Annotated in this window: 18 protein-coding genes; 10 read left to right on the top strand and 8 right to left on the bottom strand. The window is 40.4% G+C overall.

Translation table 11 applies throughout. From position 1 onward, the window contains the following. Window positions 1–359 precede the first annotated feature (359 nt). The 3 genes from JN11_RS00350 (at window position 360) to JN11_RS00340 (ending at window position 3787) form a co-directional block, all read left to right on the top strand. Complete coding sequence (locus JN11_RS00350) at window positions 360–1916, top strand: amino acid permease (RefSeq protein WP_144908526.1); 1557 nt, start codon at window positions 360–362, stop codon at window positions 1914–1916. A 122-nt stretch (window positions 1917–2038) separates the two neighbouring features. After that, a complete protein-coding gene (locus tag JN11_RS00345; protein ID WP_144908524.1) occupies window positions 2039–3202 on the top strand; it encodes an MFS transporter in 1164 nt (387 codons plus the stop codon). 12 nt (window positions 3203–3214) lie between these two features. Continuing rightward, window positions 3215–3787 carry a MarC family protein gene (locus tag JN11_RS00340; RefSeq protein WP_144908522.1) on the top strand — a complete coding sequence of 191 codons (573 nt, stop codon included), beginning with the start codon at window positions 3215–3217 and terminating at the stop codon, window positions 3785–3787. Between the two features lie 433 nt (window positions 3788–4220). On the opposite strand, the gene JN11_RS00335 is transcribed toward JN11_RS00340, so the two are convergent. After that, window positions 4221–6470, bottom strand: coding sequence for a sodium-translocating pyrophosphatase (locus JN11_RS00335; RefSeq protein ID WP_144908521.1), 2250 nt, complete (start codon window positions 6468–6470; stop codon window positions 4221–4223). A 148-nt stretch (window positions 6471–6618) separates the two neighbouring features. Between JN11_RS00335 and JN11_RS00330 the strand changes: the two genes are divergently transcribed. Continuing rightward, window positions 6619–8055 (top strand): APC family permease, encoded by a 1437-nt coding sequence (locus tag JN11_RS00330; RefSeq protein WP_144908519.1) that lies wholly within the window; start codon window positions 6619–6621, stop codon window positions 8053–8055. Then, window positions 8027–9439 (top strand): D-alanyl-D-alanine carboxypeptidase/D-alanyl-D-alanine endopeptidase, encoded by a 1413-nt coding sequence (gene dacB, locus JN11_RS00325; RefSeq protein WP_144908517.1) that lies wholly within the window; start codon window positions 8027–8029, stop codon window positions 9437–9439. Before JN11_RS00330 ends, dacB begins: the two co-directional genes overlap by 29 nt. Window positions 9440–9605: 166 nt before the next feature. Here dacB and JN11_RS00320 read toward each other — a convergent pair whose 3' ends face one another. The 5 genes from JN11_RS00320 to JN11_RS00300 all read right to left on the bottom strand — a co-directional run bounded on the left by JN11_RS00320 (window position 9606) and on the right by JN11_RS00300 (window position 17537). Further along, window positions 9606–10310, bottom strand: a complete 705-nt coding sequence (locus tag JN11_RS00320) for a hypothetical protein (protein ID WP_144908515.1) — start codon at window positions 10308–10310, stop codon at window positions 9606–9608. A gap of 97 nt (window positions 10311–10407) precedes the next feature. After that, window positions 10408–12837, bottom strand: a complete 2430-nt coding sequence (locus tag JN11_RS00315) for a T9SS type B sorting domain-containing protein (protein ID WP_144908513.1) — start codon at window positions 12835–12837, stop codon at window positions 10408–10410. Window positions 12838–12956: 119 nt separating this feature from the next. Then, entirely contained in the window at window positions 12957–14795 is a 1839-nt protein-coding gene (locus JN11_RS00310) for a UbiD family decarboxylase (protein WP_144908511.1), read from the bottom strand. 68 nt (window positions 14796–14863) lie between these two features. Next, window positions 14864–16156, bottom strand: a complete 1293-nt coding sequence (locus JN11_RS00305; protein WP_170227664.1) for a M16 family metallopeptidase — start codon at window positions 16154–16156, stop codon at window positions 14864–14866. Window positions 16157–16166: 10 nt separating this feature from the next. Continuing rightward, window positions 16167–17537: a M16 family metallopeptidase gene (locus tag JN11_RS00300; RefSeq protein ID WP_144908507.1), complete on the bottom strand. Its 1371-nt coding sequence runs from the start codon at window positions 17535–17537 to the stop codon at window positions 16167–16169. 184 nt (window positions 17538–17721) lie between these two features. Here JN11_RS00300 and JN11_RS00295 point away from each other — a divergent pair, with 184 nt between their 5' ends. Continuing rightward, window positions 17722–18558, top strand: coding sequence for a sulfite exporter TauE/SafE family protein (locus tag JN11_RS00295; protein WP_144908504.1), 837 nt, complete (start codon window positions 17722–17724; stop codon window positions 18556–18558). A gap of 7 nt (window positions 18559–18565) precedes the next feature. Next, on the top strand, window positions 18566–18946 hold the full coding sequence (locus tag JN11_RS00290) for a DUF1634 domain-containing protein (RefSeq protein WP_144908503.1): 381 nt from the start codon (window positions 18566–18568) through the stop codon (window positions 18944–18946). A 6-nt stretch (window positions 18947–18952) separates the two neighbouring features. Here JN11_RS00290 and JN11_RS00285 read toward each other — a convergent pair whose 3' ends face one another. Further along, on the bottom strand, window positions 18953–21388 hold the full coding sequence (locus tag JN11_RS00285; RefSeq protein WP_144908501.1) for a TonB-dependent receptor domain-containing protein: 2436 nt from the start codon (window positions 21386–21388) through the stop codon (window positions 18953–18955). A 274-nt stretch (window positions 21389–21662) separates the two neighbouring features. Between JN11_RS00285 and JN11_RS00280 the strand changes: the two genes are divergently transcribed. The 3 genes from JN11_RS00280 (at window position 21663) to JN11_RS00270 (ending at window position 23864) form a co-directional block, all read left to right on the top strand. Continuing rightward, window positions 21663–22460: a HipA family kinase gene (locus tag JN11_RS00280; RefSeq protein WP_144908499.1), complete on the top strand. Its 798-nt coding sequence runs from the start codon at window positions 21663–21665 to the stop codon at window positions 22458–22460. Continuing rightward, window positions 22438–22821, top strand: coding sequence for a DUF3037 domain-containing protein (locus JN11_RS00275; RefSeq protein ID WP_144908497.1), 384 nt, complete (start codon window positions 22438–22440; stop codon window positions 22819–22821). The genes JN11_RS00280 and JN11_RS00275 overlap by 23 nt, the downstream gene beginning before the upstream one ends. A 68-nt stretch (window positions 22822–22889) precedes the next feature. After that, a complete protein-coding gene (locus JN11_RS00270; RefSeq protein WP_144908495.1) occupies window positions 22890–23864 on the top strand; it encodes an alpha/beta hydrolase in 975 nt (324 codons plus the stop codon). A 15-nt stretch (window positions 23865–23879) separates the two neighbouring features. Here JN11_RS00270 and JN11_RS00265 read toward each other — a convergent pair whose 3' ends face one another. Then, window positions 23880–24353, bottom strand: coding sequence for a DinB family protein (locus JN11_RS00265; protein ID WP_144908493.1), 474 nt, complete (start codon window positions 24351–24353; stop codon window positions 23880–23882). Window positions 24354–24433: the final 80 nt, after the last annotated feature.

The raw sequence follows: 24433 nt of genomic DNA, 5'->3' as shown, positions 1-24433 counted from the left end.
TACGCTGGACAATCAACAGCACGGTATTTCGTCATTTAATAAAATCTATCTCCATTGATCTGCATTGCTTATAGATCGCTTCGTTCCTCGCGATGACGTGTAGAAATAAATCCCAAATGCACAGTACGTTAAATAAACGTGAATTTTTCCTTCCGGCGCGAATATTTCGGGGTAATTGAGCGGTTCTTAGTGTGTTGGGGCTAATGTTTTATGGGCCATTAACTCACTGTTTATCAAACTATAAATAAAAATGTATAAGTGCTTTTATTGTTACAATCTGCTCTTTATCATTTCAATAAATTTAACTACGTTTGGGGAAATGTGATTTAAACTTTTAAAACTGATCTTATTAATTTAAAATGAAGTTATTTATTAAGAAACCTATAGCGCAGCTCATGGCTGCGTCGAAGGAGACGGAAAAAACCTTAAAACGAACGCTGGGTGTCGGGTCGCTTATTGCATTGGGTGTCGGAGCCATTATTGGTGCCGGTATTTTTGTGCGTACAGCAGCAGCAGCCGGTGAACATGCCGGGCCTGCCGTAACCATTTCATTCCTTATCGCAGCGTCAGGTTGTGCGCTTGCAGGTTTGTGTTATGCGGAGTTTGCCAGTATGATCCCTATCGCCGGATCGGCCTATACTTACTCTTATGCCACCATGGGCGAGTTTATTGCCTGGATCATCGGCTGGGATTTGGTACTGGAATACGCTTTAGGCGCTGCTACGGTAGCCATTGGCTGGTCGCAGTATTTTAACGAGTTTCTGAACACTTTTTTCCATGTGCATATTCCATTTGTATGGTCGCATGCCCCATGGGAAACCAATATATCACAAACCGGATTGTATATTAACGAGGCCCATGGCCACGGTATAGTTAACCTTCCGGCTATATTTATTGTGTTGATGCTTACCTTGCTGCTTATCCGCGGTACGGCCGAATCAGCTATTGTAAACAACGTTATTGTGGTAGTTAAAGTAGCTATCGTATTAATGATCATTACTTTAGGCTGGCAGTTCATCAACCCTGCTAACCATACACCTTATTTAATTCCTGCTAATGCCGGTATCGTTAAAACCAGCACCGGGGTAATTAATTATGCCGATACGTTTAACCACGGATGGCTGGGTGTGTTGCGTGGTGCCAGTGTGGTATTCTTTGCCTTTATTGGTTTTGATGCCGTTTCAACTGCCGCTCAGGAAGCTAAAAATCCGCAGAAAGATATGCCAAAAGGTATCCTGATTTCATTGGCTTTCTGTACTTTACTTTACATCCTTTTCTCGCACGTATTAACAGGTTTAGCACCATACAAAGACTTTTTGATTAAAGGTAAAGAAGCTTCGGTAACGTATGCTATTACCCAGTTTATGCCGGGTTATGGTTGGTTAGCTTCGTTGGTTACTATCGCTATTTTAGCCGGATTTTCATCAGTTATCCTGGTGATGTTATTGGGCCAAACAAGGGTATTTTATACCATGAGCATCGACGGTTTAATACCGCCGGTATTTTCAAAGTTACATCCAAAACATCGTACACCATATAAATCACAATGGTTGTTCTTTGTATTTGTATCGATTTTTGCCGGATTTATACCTGATACCATAGTGGGAGATATGGTAAGTATAGGTACTTTATTCGCATTCGTGCTGGTATCATTAGGTATCCTTATTCTGCGCAGAACAGATCCTGACCTGGTTAGGCCGTTTAAAACGCCGCTTTACTGGTTGGTTTGTCCGCTGGGTGCGTTAATCTGCCTGTTTATGATTGCCAGCGAAGGCATTGGTAACTGGGCAAGGTTAATTGTTTGGTTGCTGATTGGCTTTATTGTATTCTTTGGCTATAGTATTAAACACTCAAAAGTAAGGCACGGTATTGTTGAGCCTGCAGAGGATCCGATTAATCCTAAATTTGTAGAATAATATAACTAACCAGGGCACTATTTGTTGCCATTGGTTGAATAATATAACCGAATTGTTGAAAGGGTTCTGATTTATCAGAGCCTTTTTTGTTACCTTAAATCCCGAAAACCCGCACCATCTGCATGAAGGCCGATAAAAACCTCTGGATATTAGTATTTGTTTGTGTTATTAACTCGCTCGGCTTTGGCATCATTGTGCCGGTGCTGTATACCTATGGTAAAACCTTCGGACTTACGGGTACTACACTGGGTATATTAACGGCTACATTTTCCATAGCGCAGTTTTTTGCAACGCCTGTTTTAGGCTCCCTGTCAGACAAATGGGGGCGCAAACCTTTACTGGTCATCAGCCTGGCAGGTACTTGTATCTCTTTCCTCATGTTTGCCGAGGCACGAAGCTTAATAGTTCTTTTTGCTGCGCGGATATTGGATGGCTTAACGGGCGGCAATGTATCCGTTGCACAGGCCATGGTAGCCGATACCGCTAATGCACAGAACAGGGCAAAACGTTTTGGTATTTTAGGCTCGGCCTTTGCATTTGGCTTTGTAATAGGGCCGGTGGTAGGTGGTTCGTTCAGTGCTTTGAGTGCGCAGGCACCTTTCTTTTTTGCAGCGGGAATCTCCTTATTAGGCACCTTATGCGCAGCCTTTTTACTCAAAGAAACCAACCCTACCAATAAAGAAACCCGGTCAAAAAAGCAGTATCACTTCAAGTTCAGCACCATGCTTACCACGCTAAAAAGAAAAACAGTAGGTACGGCAGTATTTATCGGCTTTATACTTACCATGGCTCAGTTCACCATGGTTATAGGATTCCAAACCTTTAGCGTTGATGTGTTGAAGATAAGCCCTACCCAAATGGGTATTTTCCTGGCGGGATTTGGCATCTGTGGCATCATAATGCAGCTTTGTGTGCCTTTCTTTATCAAAGTATTTAAGTCGAAGCCTTTGATCCTGATGATCTCCACCCTATTATGTTTTGCAGCGATGTTCCTTTCTGGACTTAATTCCCTGCTGATCCCTTTTGCCATCTGGCTTTGTATCTATGGCTTGTTTAATGGTTTACGCAACCCCATGCTTAACGCCATTATAGCCGATAATATTGACAAATCAGAACAGGGTAAAATACTGGGGATCAATCAGTCGTACGCCTCTATAGGGCAAACATTAGGGCCCATAACCGCGGGCCTTATTGCAGTTATTTCTATACATAGTATATTCTTTTTGTCGTCTTTCTATATTTTAGTTGCATTTTTGTTAAGTTTTAGGTTAAAGTCGAACGCTTAAAAAATTAATGCCATGCATCCATTTATCTTCAGAGAGATAATTTCCGTTACCATGATCCTTTTTGCGATCATTGATATTATAGGAGCCATACCCGTAATTATCCAGCTGCGCCAACGGGCCGGGCATATCCAATCGGAAAAAGCAAGTATAGCCGTACTGGTACTGATGATTGTTTTTCTGTTTGTGGGCGAAAAGTTATTGAGCATTATCGGTTTGGATGTATCTTCATTTGCCATAGCCGGTTCGCTGGTGATCTTTATTATAGCGATGGAAATGATAATGGGCATCACCCTTTTTAAGGAAGATCATATCCCTGCAACGGTATCTATCGTCCCCCTGGCTTTCCCGCTTATAGCCGGAGCCGGTACCATGACCACCCTGCTATCCCTCAAAACACAATACCAAACGCAGGATATTGTAGTAGGCATTATATTGAATACCCTGTTTGTTTACCTCGTACTAAAAAATGTAAAATGGCTGGAGCGCCTGCTGGGCCAAACCGGATTAGCCATACTGCGTAAAGCCTTCGGTATTATTTTATTAGCTATCGCGATAAAGTTGTTTAGGAGTAATACGCATTTATAACCCCCACCCCCCTGAAGGGGGAGCAGGAATGCATGTGGATGGATGTTTACTGTTTCAAAAGTGTTTCACCCCTGTTCGCTCCTGAAACGAACGCAACAGTGCAAATATATTCAACATCCATCGTGGGATGAGAAGAGAGATTCGTCCGCCCTTGTCCACCATACCCGCTCCTAAAAACCGGACGGACAAACAAGAAACTAATCACCGCGCGTCATTGCGAGGTATTGCCTGTCCCGAACTTGTTTCGGGAAAGCAACCTCTACAGCGGACAATCAACAGCACGGCATTATGTTATTTGAACAAAAATCTATCTCCATTGATTTGCATAGCTTATAGATTGCTTCGTACCTCGCAATGACGTGGCGCAGAGAAATGAGCACAAAAAAGGCCTCCATCCCTGGAAGCCCTTTTCATCTATATTTATAAGGTTGAATTATCCTTTTTTGCTGATCAGCGTTACATGCGTGTTTACGGCTTGCATCCTGATCTCTTTTGGTGCTGGGTGATGATTTATCGCACTTGGTTTGGCATCGCTTGCATTTAAGTGCGGGGCTATTACCAGTGATACGATAGACATCAGCTTAATTAAAATATTCATCGACGGACCTGAGGTATCTTTAAACGGATCGCCTACGGTATCGCCGGTTACGGATGCTTTATGCGGTTCTGATTTTTTGTAATAGATCTCTCCGTTTATCTCGCATCCTTTTTCGAATGATTTTTTGGCATTATCCCAGGCACCACCGGCATTGCTCTGGAAAATTCCCATCAATACACCCGATACGGTTACGCCTGCCAATAATCCACCCAAAACCTCCGGACCAAAAGCAAAGCCGATAATAATTGGCGTAATCAGGGCAATCAATCCCGGGGCAACCATCTCGCGGATAGATGCTTTGGTTGATATGGCTACGCATTTTTCGTACTCGGGCTTACCGGTATACTCCATAATGCCCGGTATCTCACGGAACTGACGTCGTACTTCTTCCACCATCGCCATAGCTGCTCTACCAACGGCAGAGATACACAGCGCAGAGAAGATGAATGGGATCATACCGCCAACAAATAAGCCAGCCAGTACATTTGCTTTATAAATATCAATATGCTCAATACCTGCAACACCCACAAAGGCTGCAAACAAGGCCAGTGAGGTTAGCGCTGCCGAAGCAATGGCGAAACCTTTACCGGTTGCTGCGGTAGTGTTACCCACAGCATCAAGGTTATCGGTACGGTGCCTAACTTCTTCGGGTAAGCGGCTCATTTCGGCAATACCACCTGCGTTATCGGCAATAGGTCCGAAGGCATCAATAGCCAATTGCATAGCGGTGGTGGCCATCATACCGGCAGCAGCAATAGCCACGCCGTATAAGCCTGCAAAGTAATGGGCGCCATAAATACCGGCTGCCAAAACTAATATCGGGGCCACTGTCGACTCCATGCCCACAGCCAAACCACCAATAATATTGGTTGCATGGCCCGTTGACGATTGCCTGATGATGCTCAGCACCGGGCGCTTGCCCATAGCGGTATAATACTCTGTAATCATAGACATCAGCGTACCTACTACCAAGCCTACCAGGATAGCCATAAACACCCCGTTTTTAGTAAAGTGCGATGACCCCTCTTTTAAAACACCGTTAGCCAAATCTCTCGACATGTGGAACTCACCATCGGGCAGCATCCACATCACCACAAAATAAGTAGCTATTGCAGTTAATATAATCGACATCCAGTTGCCTAAATTCAATGCTTTTTGTACGCTGGAGGTTTCTGTTTTTATTTTAACGAAGGCGGCACCAACAATAGAGAATACCAAACCTAAGCCTGCAATAACCATCGGCAACAATACCGGGGCTATACCACCAAATTTATCGTCAGATACTATTTCTCTACCCAATACCATAGTCGCCAGCATAGTAGCCACATACGATCCGAATAAATCGGCACCCATACCGGCTACGTCACCCACGTTATCGCCTACGTTATCGGCAATGGTGGCGGGGTTACGCACATCATCCTCAGGGATCCCGGCTTCAACCTTACCTACCAGGTCGGCACCTACGTCGGCAGCTTTGGTATAAATACCACCGCCAACACGGGCAAATAACGCTATGGATTCAGCACCTAATGAAAATCCGGCCAAAACATCCAGGGCTCTTGCCATGGCTTCGCCGTTAACGCTGCTGCCTGTATTTACCACGTAAACCGTATAAAACACAATAAACAAGGAACCTAAACCAATAACCGCCAAACCGGCAACGCCCAAACCCATTACCGTACCGCCTGTAAACGATACTTTTAGGGCTTTGGCCAAACTGGTTTTAGCTGCCTGCGTGGTGCGCACGTTGGCTTTGGTAGCAATACGCATCCCCAAAAAGCCTGCAAAGGCCGATAGGAAAGCGCCCACTAAAAATGATACCGCAATTACCGGGCTCGATGTAGTCACCGTTGTGCCCGACCATGCCAGCAATATCATGGCTAATACTACAAAGTAGCTGAGTATTTTCCACTCGGCACGTAAAAAAGCCATTGCACCATCGGCAATGTAGCCTGCTAACTGGTTCATCCCTGCATCGCCGGTTTCCTGTTTAGTAACCCATGCAGCCTTTATAGCCATGGCGATAATTCCAATAAGTCCAAATACAGGAATCAAATAAATTAAGTAAGTGTTTAAAAAATCCATATTCAATAATTGGTGTAAGTTTTTTGTTATTAATCCCTTAGATGATTAAAATAATTGGTTCTGCAAATTAGCAAATTAATTTATTTACAATAGCGTGTCAATTATAAAGTTTTTTGAATAGTTTAGAAGCTTAAACACCTCACTATTGATGACTGAGAAACAGGAACAACCAAAATTGAAGCACGAACTGGGTTTGCTTGACGGCACTATGCTGGTAGCAGGCTCCATGATAGGCTCAGGTATATTTATTGTTAGTGCCGATATTACCCGCGATGTGGGCTCGGCGGGCTGGCTCATAGCCGTTTGGCTCATAACCGGCTTTATGACCCTTACCGCAGCCGTAAGCTATGGCGAGCTGAGTGCCATGTTCCCCAAAGCAGGTGGTCAGTACATCTACCTTAAAGAAGCTTACAACAAACTAATTGCTTTTTTATACGGATGGAGCTTTTTTGCCGTAATACAAACCGGCACCATTGCTGCCGTAGGGGTGGCATTTTCTAAATTTGCTGCGTACCTTTTTCATCCGCTTAGCGAGGATAATATTCTTTTTCACAGCAGCCTGGTCAATATCAGCGCAGCGCAACTGGTTTCTATCGTAGTAATTGTGCTGCTTACTTTTATCAATACCAAAGGTGTTAAAAGCGGTAAAATCATCCAAAATATATTTACCATTACCAAACTACTCAGTTTATTCGGGTTGATTATATTTGGTTTTTTTGCCCTTAAGGGCGATGTATGGCATGCCAACTGGACAAATGCCTGGAGTATGCACAAGCTCAATGCCGATGGTTCTTTCGGAAGTTATACGCTTGCTGCTGCTATGGGTGCAATTGCTGCCGCTATGGTGGGTTCTATTTTTAGCAGTGATGCCTGGAACAATGTAACCTTTATTGCAGGCGAAATGAGCAACCCGAAGCGTAACATCGGCCTAAGCTTATTTTTTGGTACATTGATAGTTACCATTATTTATGTTTCGGCCAATGTGATGTATACAGGCGTACTATCAATGCATGATATTGCCACTGCCGATAAAGACCGTGTTGCCGTGGCTGCATCACATGTAATATTCGGTGATTTAGGCACTTATATTATCGCCGTAATGATCATGATCTCCACCTTTGGCTGTAACAATGGTTTAATTATGGCAGGTGCAAGGGTTTACTACAGCATGGCTAAAGATGGTTTATTCTTTAAACGTACCGGCACTTTAAACAAGTTTGCCGTACCCGAATTTGGTTTGTGGATACAAGCCGTAGTAGCTTCTATTCTTTGCCTGAGCGGCAGATATGGCGATTTGCTGGACATGATATCTTTTGTAGTGGTGATATTTTATGTATTAACCATTTTAGGCATTTACATACTCCGCGTTAAGCGCCCCAATGCCGAAAGGCCCTATAAAGCATTCGGATACCCTGTATTGCCAGCTATTTATATGATTATGGGGGTTGTTTTTTGTATCTTATTGATTATCTATAAGCCAAACTTTACATGGCCAGGCTTAATTATTGTATTGATTGGTATCCCTATTTATTATTTTACGCAACGTAATTCAACAAATGAAGATCAGGCAGATCTGCTTAGTTAGTTTATTTTTTTTAGGGGTCGATGCTTCGGGGCAATCCTTACAGCAAAACCTGCAATCGGCATTTAACCGTCTGCAAAGCGATACACAGTGCCGTTATGCCTCGGTATCATTAACCGTGCTGGATGCTAAAACGGGTGAAACGGTGTTTTCCGCCAATCCTAATATGGGTCTGGCTACGGCATCAACCTTAAAAACAGTTACTACTATTACGGCCTTCAATTTATTAGGGAAGGATTTTCAATACCAAACCCAGTTTGGCTACACAGGTATTATTACTGCCGATGGTACCCTTAACGGTGATATCATTATTAAAGGTGCCGGCGACCCTACCCTGGGCAGCTGGCGCTATGAAAGCATGCACGAGGATCATATCCTTAGCCTGATGGTTACTGCCCTGCAAAAAGCAGGCATAAAAAAGGTAAACGGCAGGGTTATTGGCGATGACAGCATATTTGGTTCGCAGTCAATTCCTGAGGGGTGGATCTGGATGGATGTAGGCAATTACTACGGCGCAGGAACATCGGGACTTTGCTGGCGCGAAAACCAGTTTGATATTAAGCTGCATACCGGTGGGGTTGATAGTCCGGTAAGTGTAACGCGTACCGTGCCCAATGTGCCCTACCTGAACTTTAAAAGCGAGCTGACCAATGCGCCATCAGGTACCGGCGACAATGCTTATGCCTTTTTACCCATAGGCGGTAAAACCATGTACCTGCGGGGTACCTATGCCATTGATCAAACTAAAAAAAGCATAGCAGCGGCCCTCCCCGATCCGGCTTATGATGCCGCCTACCATCTTACCGATACCCTGAAACGATTAGGTATTTTGGTAAGCAATGAACCCGAATCAACCGGAACATTAGCGGCTAAGGGCCTGCAAACACCACAGATAGCCACTAATTTAACCAGCATACCATCGCCACGTTTAAGCCAGATTATTTACTGGCTCAACCAGAAAAGCATTAACCTGTATGCCGAGCAATTATTAAAAACCATAGCCTGGAAAGCAGGTAAACAACCCTCAACCACCAACGGCGTACAAGTAGAGCAGGATTTTTGGAAAGCCCGGGGTATTGACCCACACTCACTAAACATTGTTGATGGCAGTGGTCTATCCCCTACCGACAGGGTAACTACCTTAACCATGGCCACCATCCTGAAATCAGCAAAAGGGACAGATTGGTTCGTTGATTTTTACGAGAGCTTGCCCACCTACAACAACATGAAAATGAAAAGCGGCAGCATTATTAATGTGCTCACTTATGCCGGTTATCAAACATATAAGGGCAGGGAGCTATGTTTCTCCATCATGGTAAACAACTTCAACGGATCGAGTCACGCTATTAAGGAGAAGATGTTTGGGGTATTGGATGAGTTGAAGTAAGAGGGAATCGTAAAAATTACCAAGCGTCATTGCGAGGTACGAAGCAACCTCTACAAAGGACAATCAACGGAACGGTATTCTCTTTATTGAACAGAAATCCTTCGCCATTGATTTGCATAGCTTATAGATTGCTTCGTACCTCGCAATGACATGGGGGAGAGATTTTTTACCTTCCTGATTTTATACTGTTAAACGGCACGCCCAAACCATCGGCAGCATATTGGGTAAGCACACTATCTTTTAGGGTGATGTAATCGCCATTGGGGCTTACCAGCCATTTTTCAAAACCATCATTTACCTTTTGCGGCATGGTGGCAGATACTATTTTGGCGGTAGAATCGAGCTCAATAATATAGAGGTCATTCTTTTCATCCAGCGGATCGGTAAAGGGAATAATTACCGTATGATTATAATCATCAATAAACCTGCCCAGCACATTCTTATTGGTAATTTCTTTAGGCTGAAGGCTCAGTAGTATTTTCACTTTTGCGCTATCCAATCCATAAATCTTCACCCTGAATACGTTGCCGTTATCGTCCTTTAAAGTATCGGTTGGTTTTACATCGCTTTCTTTAATAAACTTAGCGGCTGCGTAATAGCTGTTATCGCCTGCGCTAAAATCAGTATTGCCGGGCAACAGGTAATGGATAGCCAGGTGCTCAATTTTGGCACTGTCGGTTTTCACTTTGCCGGCTATCAGCAATAGTTGCTGTGCGGTCATCCTGTGGTTAATGTGAACATCAACAGTAGTAAGGGTATCTGTTTTAAAAACTTTTGATATAGTATAATGCGGAACAGGCTGTGGCTTTTTGCAGGCAAAAAAAATGAACGTTAAAAAGCAAAGCGCTAAAAAATTAATACGTTTAGTCATACAATCAATGCGGCTGAAAGCCTTTTATGGCTAACCGCAATTACCTGCAAATGTATTTTATTTTCGAGTAGAATAATGTAAATATGTTGTTTAGCAACTACCTTATAAGTGTTACATATCCGCTTTTTGTACTGCTCTTGTTATCGGGCATGGTAAAGGATGCTACGTAATAATACACGCCAAATGGTGCGGGGTTATTATTAACGGTTCCGTCCCAGCCATCAAAAACACTTTTTGATTGAAATACCAAACTGCCCCAGCGATCATAAACGAAAAGCTTAAAAACTATGGGATTACTATTTTGATTCGCCCTAAAAACGTCATTTATACCATCGCCATTTGGTGTGAAAGCATTTGGGAAGCTTACAATAAAACACTCATCATGCGGAATATTGACGGCAAGTGTATCAATAATACAACCTTGCCCGTTAAATATATTAAAATAATTAATGCCAGGTTTCAAATTATTAATAGTTGAATTAAAAGGAAAAACATCAGTACCGTGTTTAATAGTTGCCGCACCTTTACTATCGCCATTGGCAGAAATTTTTACGCTGCCTGGTAATTCACATTCTGCACTTTTAATAGTAAGGGCAATATCTGGTTTATCAAGCGTATAGTCGGGCACTATTACCTGCTGTTCTAACTTGTCTCCGCCAGATGAAGTAATAACCAGATTATAAGTACCAGGAGGCACAAAATCAAAAACACCGGTAGTATCGCTCACATTATTTAATGTATAAGTGTACTGATCAGGATGAGGTTGCGTTGTTATTGTTATGCTGGCTTGTCCGTAAACAGTGCACTCGGGGGCTACATCAATATTGCCAATGGTTATTGGGGGGCAAACATTTTGCGTTAGCACATAATCCTTTTCCTCAATAATGCAACCGGCTGTGTTAACAATAGTAAAGTGATAGGTGCCTGCAGTAAGCCCGGTAAAACTATTATCAAAACCAAAGGTATTATTGTTGTATTGTATACGGTATGCAGCATCTGCGCTTCCTGCATCAAGCTTAATAGTACCGGTTAAATTGCATATCGGTTCATTGAGTGTTGCATTTATGATTGGGTCACTCAAGCTAAAATCGGGCACTATAAAGGTTGTATTGGTAGGGAATTGCCCTCCGTTTGATGTAACATTAAGCTGATAGGTACCCGGCAAAAGATTATCAAAAATACCCGTTGTATTGGATTGGCCATTACCTAGGGTAAATGTAAACTGATCGGTATTGGGTTCGCACACAATTTTAACCTGCCCCTTATTCAATGCGTTACATTCCCTGGTAACATTAATACTATCAATCACAACAGAAACACATGGATCTTGTGGCAGATAGTAGGATTTCTGGTCAATTATACAACCACTTTTATTTAGAATAGTAAAACTATAAGTCCCTGTACTTAAACCTGTAAAGATATGGTCGAAGCCATAAACACTATTTTGAAACGCTATGCTGTACAATGCGTCAGAAGCCCCCACATCAAGCTTAATCTGACCGCTATTATTACATACAGGATTTATTTGAGTTTCGGTAATTGCCGGGCTATTAACCGTATAATCCGGTATAACAAAAGCTGTATCTGTTGGTATTTCCGGCCCGTTTGATTTGATGGTAAGATTATAAGTACCTGGTGGCAAATTATCAAAGGTTCCGGTAGTATTGCTCTGGCCATTACCAAGCGTAAATGTGTATTGATTGGTACCGGGTGAGCAAACTATAGCAACGCTTGCCTGGTTATATGCGTTACACTCCTGGGTAGTAGTAAAGTTAACAATATTGATTCTTTGCACCACACCCGCTTCTGTAGCGCTTCCTGCATCATAAATTACAAATGGTACAGTTCCTACTGAACCCACCTGAGTCATATTTTGCATATCGAGCTGAATAATACTGGTTGAGTTTGCTTGCTGATTTACATCTAATGCGTATAATGTTTTGACCCCGTTTACCAAAACATTTGCCAAGCCAAAAACGTCTACATTATACATAGGAATAGATAGGGTGCTTAAAGCCGGGTTACTTAAATTTACGGTAACGATACCTTCGGGAGCAGCCATATACAATTGGTTATTATAAAATGCTACATCGCCCGCAGCACTATAGGGCATTGTGCCTAAGTATTGAGATGTTGGATTGGGGCTATTGGGGTTAACTGAATAAAGCTGATAACCATTAACGTAATATAACAATCCCTTGGTGTCAACAGTAAGGGCATCGCCGGCAATACCGGTTGTAATGAGTGTACAATTGGTAATTGTGGGGGTTGCACCCGTTGTAATATCAGCCGAAAAAAGATTAGCGTAAGAATCAATATAATACAGCTTATTGCCGGATATAGCTATTGAAAAGTACGTACCACAGCCTTGTAAATATTGATACTGAGGGCCGCTATTGGTTAACGTAATTAAAGCGAGCTTGCCATTTGAATCACAAGCATAAAACTGCTGACTAAATGATTTAACAGAAAAGGCGAGAAACAAGATAAAAAGAAATAATTTCTTCTTAAACAATATAAATTTCAATGTAATAAGTCGGTTGCATGTATAAGCACTAAATATATCAACTTCTGCTCATAACATTAAGCAATACAGTCACATTATATTACAAATACCATAACAAGCTATATATCAATAATTTTAATTTAAATAATTCCGTACAGGGCACCGCCCGGCTCTCCCATCTTGTCTACCAGCTTTTCTACTTCGGGGTCTTTTATCAATACCGGTGCATGGTGCGGTTTAATGCGCGCATCAATAATCAGCGGACCTTTACAGCCCCAATGTTTATGCTCGGTAAAGCTGTTTATTCCATAAATATCGTGCGATGGATTGCTGCGGGTAAAGGTTACCCATACCAAATTATTGGTATTTTGCGCAGTAAAATCGGCATCATCACACAAAACTATTAGCGGTAAGCCATCCAGTTCGGCGTTTTCCAAATGCTCCTGTAATATTTCCATTATTAAAGGGATATCGCTGCTCTTGATGTTTTTAGGTACTTCAACAGCCAGTACGCCAGGTATAGCCATTTTATACTTTTCAAACGGGCGAGGCAAATCAAAGGTTGATGGTAATTCGGTCCAAAGTTCACGCTTTATATCTCCGGCTGCTGCAATGGCTACTTTACTGCCCGAGTTTAGCGAGCTACCGCTATAATCAAGCGTATCAATGGTGGTTTTGGTGTAGAAGTGTAAATCTCTGCCGAGGTCAATCCGTTGCAGCATGTGTTTTAAGAAACCGCCAATGTCATTTACATTCAGTTTGGCATCATCTTCTTTAGCAGCAATAAACAGGTATTTGGCAAGGCTTAGCTGACTTTTACCGAATATATGATTGGCAATGGTTAAGATCTCCTGTGGTTCGCGTTCCTTAATATAAGGCGTATAACGTTCGCTGCCAATAGCAAACAGCAAAGGGTGAACCCCGGCAGCATCAACCGCATTTACAGCATGAAGACCTGGAATTTCCTTTGGTATGGCCGATCCGGTAATCTCGTGGATGAGGGCGCCAAAGCTGGTATCTTCCTGTGGTGGCCTGCCTACTACCGTAAACGACCAAATGGCATCCTTACGGTGATAAACATTATGCACTTTTAGTAACGGAAACGGGTGTACCAGGCTGTAATATCCTAAATGATCGCCAAAAGGGCCCTCGGGTTTATTATCATGCGGCATTACGGTTCCGGTGATCACAAAGTCAGCATCAGCAGAAATACAAAAGCCCTCATCATCATAAAAATAACGGAAACGGCGGTTACCTAATGCCCCGGCAAAGGTCATTTCTGAAAGTCCCTCAGGCAGCGGCATCACCGCAGCTACCGGGTGTGATGGCGGGCCACCAACAAATATGCTTACTTTTAAGGGTAGTCCTTTTGCATTTGCTTTAGCCTGATGAACACCGATACCACGGTGCAACTGGTAATGCAAGCCTATTTCTTTATTCAGAATATAATCATTACCGGCTAACTGGATACGGTACATACCCAAATTGGCATTCATAATGCCGGGTTTATCGGCATCTTCGGTATACACCTGCGGCATGGTCACAAAGGGACCACCGTCTTTTGGCCAGTTTACTATCTGCGGTATATCACTGATCTGACATTTGGCAAAGTTTATGGGCGCACTTTTCCCGGTTTTCATCGGCAGGGCCGATAAAGCCGTCATGGCTACATTAGCATACTTAAAAGGATGCTTAATAGCTTTTATAGGATCGGATTTAATGTCGACCAGTGTTTTGATCTTATCTAACGTATCCCTAAAAATAAACCTCGACCTATCGAGCGTACCAAACAGGTTTGATACTGCCGGGAACTTACTGCCCTTTACATTTTCGAAAAGTATAGCAGGACCTTCATTTTCAAACACGCGCAAGTGAATTGCGGCCATTTGCAGATAAGGGTCAACCTCTTCTTTTATGCGGACCAAATGTCCGTGTTTTTCCAGATCAGTAATGCAGGCTTGTAAACTTGGGTAACCCATTAGCAAATAATAAAACTTTCGCCAAAAGTATAAAAGTTAAATTACAAGCCTGCCGGTTATGCCGAAATTTAGTAAACAGGTGGTTTAAAATCTTCAAATACATCGGTATTGCCGAGGTATGTCCATCTTAACCCTGTTATATAAAAATTTAACGCACTGCTAATTTGCTCGGCGGTGGCCATATCTACCAATTTTGTAAGATCATCAGCATATTGCCAGTTACCCAGTACTTCTGCCTGGCCAAGCCCTACAGCTATACTGGCGGCACTTTGACTATTAATATAGCTTTGAGTAAGATAACTATTTTTGATATGCTGAAGCCATTCACCATCAGCCCCATTAGCCTGAATCTCCTTTAGCTTCCTCATCATAACTAACATAGTTTCCTGAACATGTGTTGAACTTGCGGCCATCATAGCAATGGGCATTTTTAATTGCAAGGCACTTGCGCTGCTAGTGTAAACCAAATTAGATTGTGTGGATAAAGCAGCATAAAGGCTTCCGCCAAGAGCAGAAATACCTAACCGGAAAGGCACATAATTTACATCTGTAAATTGGGGAGAATTCACTATTGCCCCAATATAATTAAGTTTAGTATTGCGTTTTTCTGCAAGTAACTTATTATCATTAAAAACAGGCGTTTTCATTTCAACTTCAGTGTACGGCTTTGAGGGGATATTGCCAAAAGCCAATAAGATCTTTTCAAAAATATCCTGCTTACTAACGTTGCCAACTACCACTATAAATATTCTATTTTTACTTAATAATGTTTTATAATAATCAGCCAGGTCTGTAGCTGATAAGTCTCTTATTGTTTGTTCATTTCCGCCAGGATCAACGGCATATGGTGTATTCTTGAACGCATTTTGCATCTCTAATTCAAATAAATGGTTATCAGGATTAGAAAGACGATTTCTGTTAGCTGCCAGTGCCTTGCCTTTTAATAAATTCACTTCACTAGCTTCAAAAACAGGATTCATTATTGCATCTGAAAATAAATCCCAACCTTTTTCAAAATATTTAGAAATGCAATTCATTTGTATAAAACCATAATCGCGGCCTGATGCTCCGTACATCAATACCCCATATTTATCAGATGTATCCCTGAATGCTGTTGCCGGATATTTTTTGGTACCGCATTGTTCTGTTGCTTCAAGGGCAAGCATCTCAATTCCGGCTTTATTTGCCGGATAATTAGTTACTCCTCCTCTAAAAAACACCATTACATTAACTACATTCTTTGTGGTTGGTTTAAAAATAACTTTAATCCCATCGGCAGCAAATGATTGTGTTTCTGACTGCGCATTTGCTATTGAAATACAAACACAGGAAATAATTAAAGTGAAAATTATTTTTTTCATGGTTCGTATATTAATTGTTAGGTGTAAAAAATGATGTTGCATTAATTTGTTCATTTAACTCCGGATTTATAAGCAAGCCTGCGCAATAAGGCTTATTTCTGATATACTTATTTATGTATTTTTTAAGATCGGCCCGTGTTACTTTTTTTAAGTTTTCATTGTATGTGGCAAAATAATTAAGGGATGCAGATGCCCACCAGAAGGATAATGAATTTACATAAACAGATGTTATTTCTTCTTCGCGGGTCTTTGTTATTTCCAGCATTCTTTTTGCCGTTTCTATTTGTTCATCCGTTATATAATCATCCTCTCCCATTAAATCAATTTGCTTTTTAAGTTCTTCAACGCATTCTTTTACTTTTGATGGATAAGGGTTTATTGTCAGATTAATTGGGCCAACGTATTTAAGCGTTAAATACCCCAAATTTGTTGCCAGTGCTAATCCCGATTGTACCAGCGCATTGTTTAATTTTGATGATTTTTGATTTACGATATAAGAAAACACGTCGGCACAGTAAGTTGAGCTTATATCGTTTCGTGTATCAGGTCCGTGCCAGTCAACCCTTATTAATGGTACAGTGGCAAGGGGTGACTCAACAATAAAATAATCGGTTTTAGCAAGGGGCGCAAATTCAGGAATCGGCCATTTTTTAAAAGGATCAAAACTGCTTGCTTTCCAATCGCCATAAATATTCTCTACCGATTTAAATACAGCTTCATGAGCAACATCGCCGCCAATTATCAGAATGGCATTGTTAGGGTAATAATATTTATTTCTTATAGAATCCATCAATGCAAGAGTTGCATGCTGTATGTTTTGATGATTTCCTATGCCTAATTTCCGGTTATAAAGATTTCCCCATAAATGATGAATCATAGCTACAGTTAATGCAAATGCAGGATATGATTCTTTTTGTTTTAATTGATTATCATTTGCTTCTTTCTCTTTTACAAATTCATCAGAGCTAAATTTAGCAAAGCGGATCATCGAATTCATAAACTTTAATCCGGCTTGAAGGTTTGATTTAGGTAATGTAAAATAGTTTTTTGAATACTCTTCAGTTGTTTGGTAATCCATATTTAATATTCCTAATGCACCTGCATGATAATGCAAATCTTGTTCATTCGAATAATCTTTATTACCCTTCAAAAGCATTTCCTGATATATTCCGGTAAGTCCGGCAAATTTTTCTGACTCAATAAACCCTCCGGTTTTAAATGTCATTGTTATTGTTGCCAGCGGAACACTGTTATCTTCAACAACCAATACATCAAGTCCGTTAGGAAGTTTGTGCAGAAAAATATTGTTAGGTAGTTTATTTTGAGCCTTTAGAAATAAGGGAAAAAGGAGAATAATAAATAAGTAAATTTTTTTAGCCATAAGGTTTTTATTACGGCTTGAAAGTAATTATTTTTCCTTAATAGTCTGTAATCTTAAAACTTTATGTTATCGGTTTCCTTCTTTAAAAGAATGGTGTTATTCTCAACTAAATCCATAGATAAACATTAAAGTAAGTACCTGAAAAAAGTTATTATTACTTTTACCGCGTTAGCAAATCAGCCCAATGACGATACTCGTATTCACCATTATTATATTAATAGGCTCCTATTTTGCAGGTTTATTGGGTTCGTTAACAGGTTTGGGGGGTGGTGTAGTCATTATCCCGCTATTAACTATATTGCTTAAGGTTGATATCCATTACGCCATCGGGGCATCGCTGGTGTCGGTTATAGCCACATCATCGGGCTCTGCAGCGGCTTATGTTAAAGAGGGCATTACCAATATGCGTTTAGGGATGTTTTTGGAAATTGCCACTACCCTGGGTGCCATGTGCGGTGCTGTACTGGCCGTTTATATCCCTACGCATTATATTGCCATTTTGTTTGGGGTGATCCTTACCGCTTCGGCTCTATTATCACTCCGAAAAAAAGCAGAACACATTGTACAGCACAAAAGCTACCTGGCCGAAAAACTGAAGCTGAATAGCAGCTATCCTACCGCAAACGGCACCGTTGAGTATGGTGTAAGTAAAGTAGGCGGCGGCTTTTTCATGATGTTGTTTGCTGGCGTAATATCGGGCTTGCTGGGAATCGGATCGGGTGCATTAAAGGTGATTGCCATGGATACTATAATGCGTATACCATTCAAGGTTTCAACTACTACCAGCAATTTTATGATCGGGGTAACAGCATCGGCAAGTGCGGTGGTTTACTTACAGCGGGGATACATTAGTCCGGGCTTATCCATGCCGGTGGTTATAGGGGTATTATTTGGTGCATTTACAGGCTCAAAAATATTGGTACATACAAGTTCATCACGTTGGTTAAGGTGGACATTTGCCATTGTGGTTACTTTTTTAGCCGGACAGATGATTTATAATGGAGTTACAGGAAAAATATAATTGAACTATGGCGAAATTTAAAGATACAGATATACAGGGACTTATTGGACACGTGCTGCGGATTGGCACTATCATATCTGTTAGCATAGTTTTTATTGGCGGAGCATTTTACCTGTACAGACACGGACAAACCATTGCCAATTATAAGGTATTTACCGGCATACCAGATTTTGTTCAGCATCCGGGCAGTTTAATTTATGGGGCTTTTACGTTAAGGGGGCAAGCCATCATCCAATTGGGTATTATTCTTTTAATTGCCACACCTGTTTTGAGGGTGGTATTTTCTGCAATAGGCTTTGCTATGGAAAAAGATTACCTGTACGTTGCAATCAGCATACTGGTTTTGTTGATCATTTTCATCAGCTTACTAAATGGGCACGCTGGTTAAAACCTATTAATTGGTAGAGTTGGTTCTGCGCACCTCCTCTTCATTCCCGGTATGATGGCTAATTGACTTTAACATTTTACCAAAACGATAGGTAAAGGTGAGTGTAGCAATTTGCGATTCCCTCTTATCAACCCCTGTCATATTCAGGTTCTCATAATTGGTACGGCTCCTGTCTCGAATGGTATTAAATATATCAACCATTGCAAATCTTATACTTCCGTTTTTATTAAACAATTTCTTACTTATACCAGCATCTACATTATAGTATGATTTATATTGATTTAACCCATAATAGCTGGGCGTTTCATAGCGGCCGGAAAGTTCTGCTGTAAAATCATTACCTATAATAAAATACTGTGTAGTTTTTAAAACAACATCCTGTGTCCCTTTATTTAAATAACCATTTTGCGGATAAGATATATAACGCTGATAAGCTGCATCAAGGTTAAAATTGGCATTCCACCAGGTTGTGAACGTTACCGGTGCAAAAAACCGTATGCCAAAATTTTCAATTCTTCCAAAGTTTCTATTGGTATTAATATTCACTTTTGAAGTATCGTTCTGCTCATAAAAATTAAGCTCATAAGCATCGCTTATAACGTTTGAATATAAAGTAGCCACAATAGTTTTATTGTAGGTATAAGATAGTTCAATGGAGTTTGAATACTCAGGCTTTAGATAAGGATTACCTGAATGATAATCGTACAGATCAACATAATATAAAAATGGATTAAGCAATTCATATCCGGGCCGTGTTATGCCCCGGTTAAAACTCAGGCTGATTTCCTTTTTATCAGTAATAGTATAAGACAACAGCACATGAGGAAAAAGATCGGTATACTTATTGTCAACCGTTTGGTTTAAAGTAACAGAGTTTCCTTTTGAAATAGTTTGTTCTACCCTCAAACCTGCATCAATGCTCAATTTATCAATATTGTTTTCATAATTAATATAAGCAGCATTTACATTTTCAGTATACATGAAATGATTGGTAAATGACGCATCCTCTATATACGGACCGTTACCCGTCTGGCGGTAAAAAAGCAAATCATTATTGCTGGTTACATTGCTATATTTTATGCCTGCTTCCAGCTTTGAAGTTTTTGAAAGGGGATCGGTAAAGTCAATTTTTGAAAGCCAGATATGAATATTTGAGGGCGATAAAATTCGTTGTTGCAGTGAATCGCTATACTTACTTCCATCGGTATTATAAAAGTTATTGGTAACATGTTCTGTAGAGGAACGGTTATAAGTATTATAGTCAAAATTAGCAGTAAGTGTTTGCCCTCCACTTCCCAGTTTGCCGTTGTAATTTACATTATAATTTAACCTTCTGATATTCCTGCTAACATCAGACATGGCTGTAATGGTGGAATCAAATACTGCCTGGTTATATATTTTTAAGTTATCATTTTTTGTCAAATCAACCCCTACAAATGATCCGCTCACTAAAAAGCCAATAGTGTTATTTTTGGATACATAATAATCTGTACCAAAACCAAATGAGTTATTATTATTAGTTTGAACACTACTATAAGCTACATTATATTCACTTTGAAGGTTATCAAAATCAATAATACGGTCATTGCTGAAATCATGAAAGGTTTTGTTACTGCTAAAATTATAATTGCCAAAAATGTTAAATTTATCAGTACGGTCATTAAAAACAATTCCAGTTGAAGCCTTGTAGTATCTACCATATCCAGCACTGGCGCTTACCGTAACGTTTTCGCCATAATTGTTTCCCTTTTTGGTTACTATATTAATAATACCACCTGATGACGCATCATATTTTACAGATCCGGCAGTTATCAGTTCAATACGATCAATAGTACTTGCGGGAATGCTTCTTAAAATAGTAGCCAAATCTTCGCCCGTTAAATTAGTGGGTTTCCCATTAATAGTAATGAGCGCATTTTGCCTCCCTATAATATTAATACTATTGTTATTATCAACACGTACCCCTGGCGATTGCCTTAATATATCAAGTGCAGACGAACCAGTGGCAATTATGCTGCTCTGTATATTCAATATAATTTTACCGGGCTGAACTTCAACCGGGGGTCTACTGGCTGTTACAGAAACTTCTTTTAGCTGTTGGGTTGCAGGACTGATTATAACATCATCGGCAGTAATTATTTGGTCTGCAATGAGCTTGTACTGCCTGGAATATGCATTACTGTACCCTACTTTAGTTACCATTAACAGGTAATCACCTGGCTCAAGGTTGGAGAATTTATAAAGACCTTCTTTATTTACCAGCGTAGATTTTACGATTGAAGAATCGTTGTAATTTAATAAAATAACAGTGGATGACTCTGCAGGCAATTGACTATTAATTAACACTTTACCTTGTATGCCGGCTGACTTTTCCTGTCCATATAAATTATTGCATAAGCAGGCCATTAACGCCACAAAAAAGCATACAATTATAAGTCTCATTAATAGGTGGTGTAGAATTTTTACTATAACCTTAATTTAAAATTAAAAGAGCCTCAATATAGTAACAATAATTAAATTGAGAAATAATATTTCCTTAATGGGATGTAAAAAGTAACCTTCATTAAAATGGAATTTATTGCCTGCAAGTTAGTTTTTAGCATTACTGCGATAAGGCGGCTTAAACAGTAAAGATAATTTAAAAAATATAATAAATCATTCTTTTTTTATGATGTACTTTTACGGCACACAAACTTAATTAGTTTGAATACATTTTATGGATTTCAGGCCGCCACAACTTCGCACAGTTAATGTTATCCGATATGTAACGCCTTTACGTGAAGGAGGCTCACTACCGGCTATTGCCGAGGCTGACGATAATTTTTTATATGTACTTAAGTTTCGCGGTGCCGGCCAGGGTTCAAAAGCATTGATTGCCGAACTTATTGGTGGCGAAATTGCCAGGGCTCTGGGCTTAAAAGTTCCGGAATTGGTTTTTGCAAACCTGGATGAAGCCTTTGGCCGCACAGAACCGGATGAAGAAATACAAGACCTGCTTAAAGCAAGCGTGGGGTTAAATCTGGCGCTTCATTATTTATCAGGTGCCATAACTTTTGATCCTACTATTAATCAGCCCAATCATCAACTGGCATCACAAATTGTATGGCTGGATTGCCTGCTTACCAATGTTGACCGAACGCCCCGCAATACTAATATGCTTACCTGGCATAAAGAATTATGGTTGATTGACCACGGTGCTGCGCTTTATTTTCATCATAGCTGGCATAATTGGGAAGAACAGGCCAAAAGACCTTTTGTACAGGTTAAAGACCACGTGCTATTGCCACTGGCAACCGAGCTGGACGAAGTTGATGCCACTTCCAAAACAATTTTAAGCGCAGAAGTGATCAGGTCCATTGTGGCTTTGGTGCCTGATGAGTGGCTTACCGGTGAATCATCATTCCAAAATGCACAGGAATACCGTGAGGCTTATATCAAATTTCTATTAACCCGGATTGAACATTCCGATATTTTTGTAAAAGAAGCTAAAAATGCAGCAGAAACAGTTATTTGAATATGCCGTTATTCGTGTAATGCCCAGGGTTGAACGCGAAGAGTTTCTGAATATCGGGGTGATTGTTTATTGTGCCAAACAAAAATTTTTGCAAGCCAGGTATTTAATAAATGAGCAGCGTTTGCAGGCATTTTGTGCTGATTTGGATATTACCGAATTAAAAGAGCATGTATGTTCACTTGAACGTATTTGCATTGGCGATAAAGACGCCGGCCCAATAGGCAAGCTCGATATTGCTTCCAGATTTCGTTGGCTTACCGCAACCCGTAGCACCATTGTACAAACCTCAAAAGTACATCCGGGGTTTTGCATTGATGCGCTGGAAACGCTAAACAAACTGTTTGAGCAATTGGTTGAATGAAACATAATGCCGATCAAATGTTTTTTATTAATTTCGGAGCGTTAATAATATCCCCTGAATATAACTAAATGAAAAAAATTGCTTTTTTTATCCTCCCATTCATAATTTTCAGTATAAAGGCTATTGCTCAGGATGTAACTATCGATGCCTCATTAACTGAAACGCCTATCTCGGCAAAAACATTATCAAGCACCATATCAGGTTCACTGGTAATGCCAAAGAATGTAAAAGATAAAATTCCGGTGGTAATAATAATTGGCGATGCAGGCCCTACCGATCGCGATGGAAACAACGCAAAAACTGGTATTGCAGGTAATACTTATAAGTTATTGGCAATTGAATTGGGAAAAAAAGGCATTGCCACTGTACGTTATGATAAACGTTTTGTAGGTGCAACTACAACTAGTATTAAAGAATCGCAATTGCATATTGAAGACTATAGCGATGACGCCGTTAGTTTAATAAACTTATTAGATAACGATCAACGTTTTTCGAAGGTGGTTTTATTTGGCCACGGAGAAGGCGCACTTGTAGCGATGCTTGCTGGCTACGATCAATCAGAAAAAGGATTTATTATAGCGGAAGGATTTGCCGACAGAGGCGAAAAAATAATGACCGATGCCATGAAAGACAAGCCTAAGTTTTTGGCCGATGAGTTTAAAGCCATTATGGATAGCCTTAAAAAAGGTAAAACAACCGATAAAGTTGACCCATCGTTATATTATATAGCCAGGCCATCTATTCAGCCATTTGTTATGTCGTTTTGTCGTTATGATCCTATTAAAAGCTTAAAAGTAATTAAAGTACCGATACTGATTTTACAGGGAACTACAGACTTAACTGTTCCGGTAATCAATGGAGACAGGTTTAAAAAAGCAAAATCAGATGCTTCTTATATGCAGATAAAAAATATGAACCATATTTTAAAAGATGCTCCTGCTGATCCCGATCAAAATACGGCTACTTATGATAAACCCAACCTGCCGTTAAAGCCCGAATTGGTTAACGGCATAGTTGAATTTATAAGTACTAAATTGAAATGAAACCTGTAACGGGTTTCATTTCCAATCTTTAAGCATTCTTCTTAGCGCAACAATTTCTGCAATATGGTATCCATTGTGATCCGCTAGTTGAAGCGCTTCCCTTAAAATAGTTTGCCCCTCACCGTGCGGTATTTCCTGGCATATATCACTGTGCTCCAGCAATTCAATAAATTCATCAAGATCGCTGTTTATTTGTTTTAATGAACCTTTCCAGGCATCATCATCTTCAGGAGCATTTTCTTTTGGCCAGTACTCATCGGGCCATTTGGGCGATTTATGCTCTGCATCTTTGCTAAACTGAAGCATATCCCATTGGGCTATTCTGATATGTTCAACTAATTGCCATATGCTATAAGGCATATTTTCAGGTCTAATACCCCTTAATTCAGGCTTAAGGTTGTCCAGCGCATCTTTTAAAGAAACATGGGCACTGCCGCCCAATAACAATTTGGTTAGTTCTTTGGTAATTAATTTATGCTGATAATTCATCAGGTGAAGTTTTATGTATCAACAAATATCAATCAAAATGGTTGAATAATTTTTCTGCCATTTGTCACAAATTATGCGCC

The sequence above is a fragment of the Mucilaginibacter frigoritolerans genome, from assembly GCF_007830615.1.
Lineage (GTDB): Bacteria > Bacteroidota > Bacteroidia > Sphingobacteriales > Sphingobacteriaceae > Mucilaginibacter > Mucilaginibacter frigoritolerans.
Note: the sequence above shows the minus strand (reverse complement) of the source record. Positions and strands in the feature narration are given on the sequence as shown.